Origin of the sequence: Desulfofundulus thermosubterraneus DSM 16057 (genome assembly GCF_900142025.1) — a bacterium.
Taxonomy (GTDB): domain Bacteria; phylum Bacillota; class Desulfotomaculia; order Desulfotomaculales; family Desulfovirgulaceae; genus Desulfofundulus; species Desulfofundulus thermosubterraneus.
The window spans coordinates 1-12,670 of sequence record NZ_FQZM01000033.1 but is presented as its reverse complement, the minus strand read 5'-3'; the positions used below and the strand labels follow the sequence as shown (position 1 = coordinate 12,670).

General features: G+C 53.3%; 10 protein-coding genes, 1 tRNA gene and 1 pseudogene. 7 read left to right on the top strand and 5 right to left on the bottom strand.

Annotated features, from left to right (window positions below):
• The first annotated feature begins 65 nt into the window (after nt 1–65).
• The 5 genes from purL (at nt 66) to BUA65_RS12295 (ending at nt 6,158) form a co-directional block, all read left to right on the top strand.
• Nucleotides 66–2,939: a phosphoribosylformylglycinamidine synthase subunit PurL gene (gene purL / locus BUA65_RS12315; protein ID WP_072870060.1), complete on the top strand. Its 2,874-nt coding sequence runs from the start codon at nt 66–68 to the stop codon at nt 2,937–2,939.
• Nucleotides 2,936–3,715, top strand: coding sequence for a phosphoribosylformylglycinamidine synthase I (purQ, locus tag BUA65_RS12310; protein ID WP_072870059.1), 780 nt, complete (start codon nt 2,936–2,938; stop codon nt 3,713–3,715). Before purL ends, purQ begins: the two co-directional genes overlap by 4 nt.
• A 20-nt stretch (nt 3,716–3,735) precedes the next feature.
• Entirely contained in the window at nt 3,736–4,203 is a 468-nt protein-coding gene (locus BUA65_RS12305; protein ID WP_072870057.1) for an N-acetyltransferase, read from the top strand.
• A 315-nt stretch (nt 4,204–4,518) separates the two neighbouring features.
• The gene (locus BUA65_RS12300) at nt 4,519–5,307 is read left to right on the top strand and encodes a thiamine pyrophosphate-dependent enzyme (RefSeq protein ID WP_072870055.1); all 789 of its coding nucleotides are present in this window, start codon (nt 4,519–4,521) and stop codon (nt 5,305–5,307) included.
• Nucleotides 5,308–5,315: 8 nt separating this feature from the next.
• The gene (locus BUA65_RS12295) at nt 5,316–6,158 is read left to right on the top strand and encodes a nitrilase family protein (protein WP_072870054.1); all 843 of its coding nucleotides are present in this window, start codon (nt 5,316–5,318) and stop codon (nt 6,156–6,158) included.
• Between the two features lie 41 nt (nt 6,159–6,199).
• Here BUA65_RS12295 and BUA65_RS12290 read toward each other — a convergent pair whose 3' ends face one another.
• From BUA65_RS12290 to BUA65_RS12280, 3 genes are all read right to left on the bottom strand, one after another.
• A complete protein-coding gene (locus BUA65_RS12290; protein ID WP_072870052.1) occupies nt 6,200–6,970 on the bottom strand; it encodes a YkgJ family cysteine cluster protein in 771 nt (256 codons plus the stop codon).
• A gap of 200 nt (nt 6,971–7,170) precedes the next feature.
• Nucleotides 7,171–9,039, bottom strand: coding sequence for an NADH-quinone oxidoreductase subunit NuoF (locus BUA65_RS12285; RefSeq protein ID WP_114281495.1), 1,869 nt, complete (start codon nt 9,037–9,039; stop codon nt 7,171–7,173).
• Complete coding sequence (locus BUA65_RS12280; RefSeq protein ID WP_072870050.1) at nt 8,981–9,535, bottom strand: NADH-quinone oxidoreductase subunit NuoE family protein; 555 nt, start codon at nt 9,533–9,535, stop codon at nt 8,981–8,983. The genes BUA65_RS12285 and BUA65_RS12280 overlap by 59 nt, the downstream gene beginning before the upstream one ends.
• A 134-nt stretch (nt 9,536–9,669) precedes the next feature.
• Here BUA65_RS12280 and BUA65_RS12275 point away from each other — a divergent pair, with 134 nt between their 5' ends.
• Nucleotides 9,670–10,677 (top strand): restriction endonuclease, encoded by a 1,008-nt coding sequence (locus BUA65_RS12275; RefSeq protein ID WP_072870049.1) that lies wholly within the window; start codon nt 9,670–9,672, stop codon nt 10,675–10,677.
• Nucleotides 10,678–10,796: 119 nt separating this feature from the next.
• Nucleotides 10,797–11,933: a GerAB/ArcD/ProY family transporter gene (locus tag BUA65_RS12270; protein WP_072870047.1), complete on the top strand. Its 1,137-nt coding sequence runs from the start codon at nt 10,797–10,799 to the stop codon at nt 11,931–11,933.
• A 44-nt stretch (nt 11,934–11,977) separates the two neighbouring features.
• Here the strand turns inward: BUA65_RS12270 and BUA65_RS18310 are convergent.
• Nucleotides 11,978–12,075 (bottom strand) — tRNA-Sec (locus BUA65_RS18310).
• A gap of 159 nt (nt 12,076–12,234) precedes the next feature.
• Nucleotides 12,235–12,670, bottom strand: a pseudogene (locus BUA65_RS18605) (hypothetical protein); the annotation flags it as partial.

Below are 12,670 nucleotides of genomic sequence, written 5' to 3'. Positions count from 1 at the left end.
CCCGGCGGCACGCCGCCGGGAAATTTCTTTTTCCTGAAGTCTTCATCCAGGAGGTGGCAATACAAGTGACTATTGTTGAAATCAGGGTTACGAACCGTCCTCATCTGCCTGATCCGGTAGGGGAGGAGGTTCTCCATGAGATAAAGTATGCCCTGGGCATAAATGCGGTCCAAAGGGTGCGTACGGCCAAGGTATACCGTTTTGAAGGTATCGATGAGTCAAAGGCCCAATTGCTGGCCGAAAAACTGCTGACCGAAGCAGTTTTTCAGGACTACACCATCAACGGCCCCATCATCAAAGATGCTCCGGTAGTAGTGGAAGTGGCCTATAAACCGGGGGTCATGAACCCCGAGGCAGCCTCATTGATGAAAGCAGCCCGGGACCTGGGAGTTGAGGAGCTTGTAGCCGCGGATTCCAGCCGGGAATATGCTTTCTACGGTTCGGACATCAATTCACGGGATATCGAAATCATCCTTAACCGGCTGCTGGTCAATGCCACTGTGGAACGGGTGGTCACCGAAAAACCCGCCACCCTCCTCATCTCTGGCCAGCCGGGCCGAACCGAAATCATCCCCCTGCGCGGCATGAGCGATGCGGAACTGATGGAGTTGAGCCGCGACAGACTCTTCCTCAACCTGGAAGAAATGCATGCCATCCAGGATTATTTTAAAGCCATCGGCAGGGATCCTACGGACTGTGAAATAGAAACCCTGGCCCAAACCTGGTCCGAGCACTGCGGCCACAAAACCTTTAAGGCGCGCCTTCTGGTTGACGGGAGGGAAAAGGAATCCCTATTAAAGCGTTTGCAGGATGCAACCGCTGCGGCCAACCATCCCCTGGTGCTTTCAGCTTTTGTGGATAACTCCGGGGTGATGGAGTTTTACGACGGTTGGGCCGTTTGCGGCAAAGTGGAAACCCATAATTCCCCTTCCGCCATTGAGCCCTACGGGGGGGCCATGACGGGCAGCGGGGGGGTATTCAGGGATATCATGGGCACGGGCCAGGGGGCCCGGGTAATCGCTTCTACAGATATGTTCTGTTTTGCACCACCCGATACCCCCCGGGAAGATATTCCCCCGGGTTGCCTCTCCCCCCATTATTTGCTGCGCCGGGTGGTGGCCGGGGTGCGGGATTACGGCAACCGCATGGGCATCCCCACCAATAACGGCTCGGTGCACTTCCACCGTGACTTCCGGGCCAAGCCCTCGGTGATCGTGGGGGCATACGGACTGCTACCTGTGGAGCGCTGCCGGAAAGGCCAACCCCGGCCGGGAGATTTGGCCGTGGTCATCGGCGGGAGGACGGGCCGGGACGGCATTCACGGGGCCACCTTTTCCAGCGGGGAAATGACCCACCGGACTACCGAGGTAAATGCTAGCGCCGTCCAGATCGGCCATCCCATCGAAGAAAAGCGCGTGGCCGATGCCGTGCTGGCGGCCAGCGAAGCCGGACTCATTAGGGCCATCACTGATTGTGGAGCCGGGGGATTTTCCTCAGCTCTGGGCGAAATGGGAGAAAAAACCGGAGTCAGAGTTTGGCTGGAGAAAGTGCCTTTGAAGTACCAGGGTCTTAAGCCCTGGGAAATATGGCTTTCCGAAAGCCAGGAGCGCATGGTCATCGCCGTATCTCCGGAAAACCTGGAGCACCTACTGGAGATTTGCCGGGGGCTAAACGTGGAGGCTACCGTGCTGGCGGAATTTACTTCCGACCGGCGGCTGGTGGTAACCTATGAGAACGAAACCATTTGCGATCTGGATATGGAATTTCTCCACCACGGCCTGCCTAAACGGGTCCTCACTGCCCGCTGGCAACAGCCGGCGCTAACCGACCCCCAAGTTTCAACTCCGGAAAACTGGGAGGAGCTTTACTGTCAGGTGATGGGCCACCTGAATGTGTGTTCCAAAGAACCCATTGTACGCATGTACGACCACGGAGTGCAGGGCTCCTGTAACCTGGCGCCCTTTGGTGGGGTGGAGCAGGATGGCCCCAACGACGCGGTGGTTCTTACCCCTCTGCTTGGTTCCCCTGCCGCGGTGGTGATCAGCCACGGCCTAAATCCGGTTTTAAATCAAATAGATCCTTATTATGGTAGCCTCTGGGCGGCGACGGAGGCAGTTTCCAACGCTGTGGCGGTAGGAGCCAACCCCAAAGAGCTGGTATTGATTGACAACTTCATCTGGCCTTTCCCCGATGAGGAGGCGCTAGGTGCCCTGGACCGGGCCGTGGATGCCTGCGTGGATTTTGTACGAGCCACCGGAATGCCCTTTATCTCCGGAAAGGACAGCCTGTCCAGCACCTACCGCGGGGACGGCGGAGAGGTGGTCAAAATTCCACCGGTACTCTGTGTTTCGGTTTTTGGCCGTCTTCTCGATGTAAGGCGAACCGTTTCAGCAGATTTCAAGGGATCCGGCAATTTAATTGTCCTGGTGGGCCAGCGTAATCTTTCCGAAATGGCCGGATCGGTTTATTTTGATTTGGCTGGTTGCCTGGGTAAAACTCCCCCCCGGATCAACCTGGAGATTGTCACTCGAGTGTGGGACGGCATTCATAAGGTTATACAGGGAGGAAAGATTCTGGCCTGTCACGATATCAGCGAGGGGGGGTTGGCCGCTGCACTGGCCGAGATGTGCTTTGGTGGCGGCGTGGGAGCCCAGATCACCATCCCTGCCGGTGAACGTCCGGATTATTTTCTATTTAATGAAACCAGCGGGTGCTTCCTGGTGGAAATGGCCCCCACAGAGGAACCCGAGAGAACCCTTGTCGGCCTACCATACATGGTGCTGGGGCAAACCACGGATGATCCGGCAGTTGTGGTGGAACAGGAGGGGCGCCGGCTTTGCAGTGTTCCCCTGGCCAACCTGAAAAGGGCCTGGCAGGAACCCATGACCCGGATCTTCGGCACCCCTGGCGCCGGTCATCCCCGGGAGGTGGGAATATGAAAAAACCGCAGGTGTGTATTTTGCGTACCGACGGTACCAACTGCGACAGGGAGACCGCTTATGCCTTTGAACGGGCGGGGGGGGACCCCCATCTGGTACACGTCAACCAACTCCGGGCAGGAAAGAAAAAGCTTACTGAATACCAGATTCTGGTTATCCCCGGCGGCTTTTCTTACGGGGATGACGTGCACTCGGGCAAAATACTGGCCGTGGAACTAACCTCCTTCCTAAAGGAGCAGTTGCAGGAATTTGTGGACGCAGGCAAGCCTGTGCTGGGAATTTGCAATGGTTTTCAGGTGCTCGTCCGTACCGGACTTCTGCCTGCGGCTAAAATGGGGGATATCAGAACCACCCTCATGCACAACGACAGCGGCCGCTTTGAATGCCGCTGGGTTTACCTGCGGGTGGAAGACACGCCCTGTATCTTCACGCGGGGACTGGCCGGCCGGGTATTACATTTTCAGGCCGCCCACGGGGAAGGCAAATTTTATACCGATGCCCGGACCCTGGCCAGTATCGAAGCAGGCAAGCAGGTGGTTTTCCGTTACGCTACTAGTGACGGCAGCCCCACCGGCGTTTATCCCTACAACCCCAATGGCTCTCTGGCCGCCATTGCCGGTATTTGCGATCCCAGCGGACGGGTACTGGGGCTAATGCCCCATCCGGAACGTTTCGTGGATTTCACCCAGCACCCCAACTGGCGGCGCCAGCAATTCCACGAACCCCACGGCTTGCCCATTTTCCGCAACGCCGTGGCTTATGCTCAAGAGATGTGAGAAGAGGAGAACCGGAAAGGATGAACATTCGCAAGGCCAGAATTACCGATATGGAATCGGTACACAGGTTAATCAATTATTACGCGGACCAGGGACTGATGCTGGCCCGCCCCCGCTCCGCTCTGTATGAGGCCGTAAGGGAATTTACGGTAGCCGAGGAAAAAGGGCAAATTATAGGTGCCGGCTCCCTGCACATTATCTGGGAAGACCTGGCGGAAATCCGGGCCCTGGCGGTAGACCCTCGTTACACCCGCCGGGGCATTGGACGCCGCCTAGTCCAATCTTTTCTCGATGAAGCCCGGGAACTGGGACTTCCCCGGGTTTTTGCCCTCACTTACCAGTCGGGCTTTTTTATCAAGTGCGGTTTTCAGCCTATCCCCAAGGAAAAGCTGCCCCAAAAGGTGTGGAAGGAGTGTATCAACTGCCCGAAGTTCCCCAACTGTGAAGAGGAGGCGGTGATCGTCGATCTGGTTAAAACTCTGCAGTAACACGATATAGTAATTTATGTTATAGATGCTTGGCTCATTTTTCCTGCCATACCAAAAATTACATCGTTGAAACGGATGATAATATACTTGTTGCCTAACAGGCGAGGCCCCTTTCATCCCATCCCACAAGGTAGTGAGTTTTCAGGGTCAGGTTTCTATAAAAGGTATTACCGGTGTACACACTATATCTGGAAAGGAAAGTAAAGCTGGCCTGTCATAAGCTGGGCGTTATTCTCCAGCACTGAACTGGGACCCTGCCTTGGCCTAAGAAATTTAACCCAACGTTTAAACTTTCCCTTTGGAGGTAGTTGACCCATGAGTGTACAACCGGTAATGCCAAAATGCTGGCGGGTGGATACCAAACCTCACAAATTCTGCCCCGGTTGCGGCCACGGTCTGATCCTGAAAGCTCTGGGAGATGCCATTGATGAGCTGGGCATTCAGGACCGGGCCGTTTTTGGCTATGACATCGGGTGCTCCCTGCTGTCCTGGGACTTTTTTAACCTCGATACCGTGCAAACCCACCACGGGCGTACCACCCCGGTCATGACGGGCATCAAAAGGGCGCGACCGGAGCTAATCTGTATCGCCTACATGGGGGACGGGGGCGGTTATGCCATCGGCTCCCAGCACCTGGTCAACGCTGCAGCACGCAATGAGAAAATCACCCTGATTCTAGCCAACAACACCGTTTATGCCATGACCGGCGGCCAGATGGCTCCCACCACCATGCCGGACCAGAAAACGGAAACCAGCCCCTACGGCCGGGACCCCCTGAAAACGGGCTACCCCATGTTAGGACCGGAGATGGTTGCCGCCATCACCCGGGAAGGAGCCTACGTGGCACGGGGTACCATAGCCAACCTGCGCCAGTTGAAGAGCTACTTAAAAAAGGCCTTGGAAAGCCAAATGGCCGGAAATGGCTTTTCCTTTGTGGAAGCTTTATCTTCCTGCCCCACCAATTGGCGAACCAATGCGGAAAAAACATGGAAATATATCGAAGAAGTTATGCCCCAATTTTTTAAGGTAGGGGAAATAAAGGTTCCGGGAACCGGTAGGGAAATAGGGGTAAAAGACAAAAATATAATGGCTGGGGGGGTGTAAGGAGAAAAATGAAAGACCTGCGCATTGCTCTGGTCCAAATGCAAGTAAACATTGGCGACGTGAAAAAGAACCGGGAGAAAATAGCTGGCTTTGTGGAGGAAGCGGCAAGCAGGAAGGTGGAGATGATCCTCTTCCCCGAACTATGCGTGCAGGGGTATAACCGGGAAAGGGCTCGGGAATTTGCCGAACCCATTCCCGGGGAAAGCACGAACCACATCAGCCGGCTGGCCCGCTCCTTCAACATGGTCATACTGGCCGGGCTGGCTGAAACCTCCGGCAGTGAGAAACCGTATATCACCCAGGTGGTAGCGTACCCCAACGGCCAGGTGGATAAATACCGTAAAACCCATTTGGGCAGGAGCGAGAAACCACATTTTACCCCCGGTGACCAACTGCCGGTTTTTGAAACAGAAAAAGCCCGGTTCGGTGTGGAAATTTGCTGGGACTTGCATTTCCCTGAAGTTACCACCGTGCTCTCTTTGCAGGGAGCAGAAATTATTTTTGCCCCTCACGCCTCGCCTACTATTGTGGGGGACCGGAGGGATATCTGGCTCAAGTATCTCTCTGCCCGGGCTTACGATAACAGCGTGTTTGTAGCCGCCTGCAACCTGGTGGGGCCGACGGGGGAAAATCAGGAATTTTGTGGCGGGGCGCTGGTTATTGATCCTAAGGGCAATGTGGTAGCTGAAGATTTCCGCGGGAAGGAAGGGTTGCTGGTGGTCGACCTGGACTCCCGGCTCATCAATACCATCCGCCATAATGAGGCTACCAGTATGCGCCACAGCTTTTACCTGCAGTCCAGAAGGCCGGAGTTATACCAGTTATTAGTTAATACTCGGTTAATAAATTAACCCCGGAAATCTTTCCGGGGTTAATTTATGCGCATAATCCTTTAGCTCTCACGGGCAGCTTGTTTCCTTTTAGCTTCCTGGAGAGCCTCCTCCTTGATTTTCAGGGCGTCTCCCATCACCATGCCAAATTGCAGCCATTTAAACCCAAACTGCAACAATTCCAGGTCGTCGGTTTTGATCCGTTCCACGACCTCCGGATCCACTTCAAAAACATCAAGGAACCTGCTTTCAAAGATAAACTGCCTGAACTTGTCCAGATCATAGCAGGCCATATAATACATTTGGACAATGCGCGGGTTGGCCACCTTTTCGTTCAGCACCCGGGGGCTGTTGGAAAGCAGCTTGAAGATGGCCTCTACATCCTCATAGATTAACAGCCCTTGCTCCCTGAGATAATCTTCAACGTACAGCTCTTGAGGTTCTTCCAGGCCCCGGCAACGGGACGGGTCAGTTAAGATAGTGAACTGATCATATTCAGAACGCCTGTCTAAAGGAAACATGCGACACGCCCAAGGGCGATCCTCATAGATCCTGCATCCCTGGGGAGTAACAAAGGGGCATTTTCTATCCTGTTCTTCATCCATTTTCAAGAGTACCACGGGTAAGCCGGTTCCTTCTCCAATTAAGGAGACGGTATAACGATCCAAAAATTCCCCTGAGGAAAGTCCCAGCCTTTTGCGCATGCGCAGGACGTCAAAAGGTGACAGATAAATGTTTACATCACGGCAACAGTGGGTGAAACAGGAAAGTCCCGGATGGCAGGAAAAGTGAAACTTGCTGTCACTGCTCAGAAACGGTTTTTCATTGGCCATAATTTTTGTATCCCCTCTTCCCAATAGTTAATTAAACAAGGTATCTAAATAAATTTTGCCGATCGCTGCCTCTCACCGCGGCTAGCCTGCCCTTTCTTTAGACTAACTCATTATAACCCCTTTTTGTCCGAAATAGCAAGCCAATCTTTCCTGCCAAAAACGCAAGAGACAGGTACATTGAAAATGCACCCGTCCCCTGCTCAAACGGTATAAATAGCTTCTTTAGGGCAGCGGGCTAAGCAAGCCCCGCATTTCAAACACTTCTGCCGGTCAATAAAATAGGGCTGGCCTTTCTTTTCCCCCACAATGGCTTTAGCGACACATTCCCGGGCACACAGGCCGCAGGCAACGCATTTTTCTTCATCTATAACGTAGTCCAACAATGCCCGGCAAACTCCGGCGGGACAGCGCTTATCCCTGATGTGGGCCTCATATTCGTCCCGGAAGTATTTTAAGGTAGAAAGAACAGGATTGGGCGCAGTCTGGCCCAAACCGCACAGGGATGCGTCCATAACCTCCCGGGAAAGCTCTTCTAGCTCATCAAGATCTTCCATTTCACCCTTTCCCTGGGTGATCCGTTCCAAAATTTCTAGCATGCGCTTGGTTCCCACCCTACAGGGAGTGCACTGGCCGCAGGATTCATCCTGGCTAAATTGCAAGTAAAACTTGGCAATATCGACAATGCAATCGGTTTCATCCAGAACAATCATGCCTCCGGAACCCATCATGGAGCCCAGTTGCTTTAAGGATTCGTAGTCAATGGGCGTATCCAGGTGACGTTCCGGAATACATCCCCCGGAGGGGCCTCCGGTTTGTACCGCCTTGAATTGCCGACCTTCGGGAATCCCCCCACCAATGTCAAAAACTACAGTACGTAATGTAGTTCCCATGGGCACCTCTATTAAACCGGTATTCAGGACCTTGCCGGCCAAGGAAAAGACCTTGGTTCCCCGGCTGTTTTCCGTACCGAGGGAGGCAAACCAGGCGGGCCCTTCGCGAATGATCACCGGCACATTGGCGTAGGTTTCCACATTATTCAGCAGGGTGGGCTTTCCCCACAGACCGCACTGGGCAGGGTAGGGAGGCCGGGGGCGGGGTTCACCCCGCTCGCCAACGGCCGAACGCAAAAGGGCGGTCTCCTCGCCGCAAACAAAGGCGCCGGCACCCAGGCGCAGGTCGATGTCAAAGTCAAAATTAGTATTAAATATGCGCCGCCCCAGTAATCCATACTGCCGGGCCTGGGCAATAACCCGTTCCAACCGGTCTACGGCAATGGGATACTCTGCCCGCACGTAAATATAACCTTCCCGGGCCCCAATGGCATAGCCGGCAATGGCCATGGCTTCCAGCACGCTGTGGGGATCCCCCTCGAGAATACTCCGGTCCATAAACGCCCCGGGATCCCCCTCATCCGCATTACAAACCACGTATTTTACCGGTCCCTCCGCGGCCGCCGCCAGCTCCCATTTGCGGCCGGTGGGAAAACCCGCACCGCCCCGTCCCCGCAAGCCGGATTGCTTAATAGCATCCACCACCTGAGCCGGCGTCCAATTTAACAAGACATCGGCCAGGGCAAAATAGCCGTCACACGCTATATATTCCGTGATATCCTCGGGGTTGATTAGACCGCAATTGCGCAGGGCTACCCGGTGTTGGGCGTGGAAAAACTGGATATCTGAAAGACGTCGCTTTCTTTCCCCGGAAGCCGGCTCTTCATAGAGGAGGCGTTCCACTACCTGACCTTCCATCAAATGTTTTTCTACGATTTCGGCAACATCTTCTTTTTTCACTAAACAATAAAAGGTTTGCCCGGGGTAAATAACCACCAGAGGTCCCATTTTACAAAAACCAAAACAACCCGTCTTGATTACCCGGGCCTGGACCTTCTTTAACTGAACCTGTTTGGCCAGCTCCTCCCTTACCTGGTGGCTGGCCGAAGATGTGCAACCCGTACCGGTACAGACCAGCACCTGCCAGCCAGCGGCAGCCCCCGGTTTTTCCCTGCGGGCGTTAATGTCCGGGAGCCGTTTCTTCTGGATATCGATCAGGTCGTTCAGTCCATTGATCACCGGCAGTCACCTCCCTGCGCCGGTACTTCCGCAACAGCTTGGCCACATCCTGGCGTCGAAATTTTCCGTACACTTCATCCTCAACCGTTAAAACTGGCGCCAACCCGCAGGCACCCATACAGCGGGTGCTCTTCACCGTAAATAAACCATCAGCGGAGGTATCGCCCTCGTCCAGGTCCAGCTGGCGCCTGAATTCGTCGAGAATACCCTGGGCACCTTGAACGTAGCAGGCCGTTCCCAGGCAAACATTGATGCCGTATTTTCCTTGGGGCTCTGTGTGAAAGAGGGCATAGAATGTGACCACCCCGTTAACCTCACTTACTGGCAGGTCCAGCTTGCCGGCAATATAGGTTTGCACTTCCTCCGGCAGGTAGCCGAAAATATCCTGAGCCTCCTTCAAGATACGGATTAGCTGTCCTTCCTGCTGGCCGTAGCGTTGAATTATCTCGTCCAGCTGCCGGAACTTTTCGTCCAACTCCTTTTCCCCGCCGGCCACGGCTTTCACCTCCTGGAGATAGTTTGTCGTGGGAAGAATTAATAAATTCACCTCCATAAGGAATCAGAAACGCAAAAAATGGTAATCCTATGGTAAAAAATAAATCATAAAACTACTTCAAAGGAGAATTAGGTATGAAGGTATTTAAATTTCCCCGCCGGGCCTTGTATCTGGCTTACCAGTCCTGGCAAAAACGCCGCCAACGGGGTGAACTTTTGCGTTATTACGTTAAACCAAAAGAAGACAGCCGCAACCGGATTGCCCGCTGGCTGGATTTCTACGGTACCCTTTTAATATTGTGGCTATTGAGTTTCGTGTTTTTAACCACGTTCTGGCCTGGAAAGATCGCCCTGGCCTTTTCCATGACCCTTGTAAGTTCCACCGGCCTTTTGGCGGCAAAAATCCAAAAGAAAAGGTTCCAGAGGGAAACCTTCTACCGCAAACTACGCTCTTTAGCTGAACAGTACCGGGAGAAATTAAAGCAGTTCAGAACTGCTGAAGAACTAGCTTCTTTTTTATGGCCGATCCTGGAAAGCCTGCCCCAGTTTGAGCAGGCGCGGCCAAAGAGTAGAAAAAGGGACAAGACGGCAAAAGTACCGGCCGGAGTTATCCAGGCAACTTACCGTAATGTACCCGTGCTCGTCGAGTTTATACCGGCCGACCAGAGTCCGGTGGAGGTCGCCGCGGTACATAACCTGGTCAGGACGATGAAAAAGCAGGGTTATCACCACGCCCTCCTGGTTACCCCCGGGGAATTTGCCCCCGATGCCAGACGGCTGGTGGCTTCCCTGCGCAGCCAATACCGCATTGCCCTGGTGCCGGAAAAGGAACTGTTGTACCTTGTGGCCCAGGCAGAAAAGATAAAGGAGTCTACAGACCAGATAACGGCGGAAAAAACCGTGTCCCTCCCGTCCCTGTCTGCCCTCAAGCGGGTGACCCTCGATTATAAAAAGGGGCGCGCTTACCTGACCGCCGGAGCGTTTTTAATTGGTTTCCATTTCCTGTTAGGGATAAACAATCCGGTCGGCAAGGTTTACCTCCTCCTGGCCGCAGCCAACCTCGTGCTGGCCGTGCTCTGTCTGGTTTTCGGAGAAAGGGAAACGGCGCCGCCGGATCTCCATGACCTCCAGCCCGAAACATGACGCCTCCTGGAAAAACGTGGGGCCACTGTCAAAGGTGGTCCCTTTAGTTATTCTTGATGGTACATAGAATTAATGTAAGTTACCAACAATATCGATATGTAATTTGCTGAGGTGCCACAATGCACGATCCGGGGAAGATTTCAGGTCTGCAAATGATATATTTGCTCATCAATGTTGTCGGTGCTACGGCCCTGGTCTTTTTACCCGGGCTTACTGCATCCATAGCGGGGAGAGATGCCTGGGTAGCCCCAGTTTTGGCCACCTTGCCTGGTTTTTACGTCATCCTGGTAATCACAGCCCTGGGCCGGCGCTTTCCCGACCGGACCATTGTGCAGTACATCGAAAAACTGCTGGGACCCTGGCTGGGGAAAATTATCGCCTTTTGTTACGTGCTGTTTTTTTTGCATGTGAACGGAGTAATCGTACGGGAATTTGGTGAACTGGTTGCTGCTGCCATTATGCCCCAAACCCCGCAGGTAGTGTTTTCGGCTTTAATGGTTGCTGTCTGCAGTTATGGTGTGTACCATGGCCTGGAAGTGGTAGCCCGGGTCATGGAATTAACCTACCCGTTGATGCTAATGCTCTTTGGCTTAATTCTCATTCTGGTATCCGGGCACATGCAACTGGCCAACCTGTTCCCGATGTTCCAAAGCGATTTTAAAACCATCATTCGGTCCAGCCTTAATCCCATTTCCTGGCGAGGGGAGGTGTTTCTCCTGGGCATGTTCTTTACCTACCTGGCCAGGCCTGATTTGGCCCGGCGCAACGGGATCATCGCCGTCCTGGTTATCGGATTGCTCCTTACTATAAACGCCATCGCCTGTACCGCCGTCTTTGGTGTTTCCACCGGAAGGTTCAATTTTGCCACCTTCGAGCTGGTGAGGCTGGCCGGTTTTGGCACCTTTCTAAACCGCCTGGACGCCATCTGGATTATAATCTGGATCGTGGGTATCTTTGGAAAGGTAGCCTTATTCCATTATTCCACAATAATGGGTACTGTCCAGTTGCTCAGGCTTAAAGACCATCGAAGTATCATCGTCCCCTTGAGTATTCTTCTCATTGCCCTGTCTCTGAGCCAGTTTAAAAATTTGACGGATATGTTGGCCTGGATTAACGGTCCCTGGATTCCTTACGCCTATCTCTTTGAAATGGGCATTCCCACCGTTTTGCTCCTTCTGGCGTTTCTAAGGGAAAAATCCGCCTCCACAGGCAATCCGTTCAAGCCAAAATCAACCGGGATTTCCGGCAAAAAATAATCCAGCGGGGTATGAACCAGCTGGATCTGATTCTAGGATAATTATGGCGGGAGTGTGTGAGAATCGAACTCACCCGGGACGGGATTGCCGCCCCACAGCTGGTTTTGAAGACCAGGAGGGCCACCAGGCCCCATCCACTCCCGAAAGACCGGGTTTAGATTATTGTTTCCCCGGTATTTTTACAAGGAGGTAAAACATATTATATCATGTTGCCCGAGATTTATCAATAACTACACCTCTCCATTGTCAAGGGACAGTGAAAATGTCACCCCAAAAACGCCTTAACGGGACAGAGAAAATGTCACCCCTCTTGATTGGTGGGTAAGATATTATTGTGAGGTAGAGGTATTGCTTTTTTAGCCGGGTTAATAGGCATACGACGCCAGGGATGGTCTGGCGCTGGCTTATGAGCCTTACTTGCCGGGGCTTTCTTAGGCTTTTCAGCCATCACCTTTGGTGGCTGTGTAAGCTCCCGCAATAAGTAGCGGTTACCTCCATATAGTGCGCTTAAAGAACCATCCAGGTGGGTAAGCACTTCCACTTTAGCTCCCGGGCGCAAGGGGAGTACAGAACCTTTATTATCTACCAGTTGGTAGATATGGCCCAGATAAGATATGGAGGAACCGCGGGAAGCCTTGCGTTCTTGCCGCAGAGATAGAATTTGCTCCAACTTGGCTGGAGGAGGGCAAGGCTCGTAAGCCGGTTCCGGGCAGGCTGGTGTAACGGCAAAACGCCGG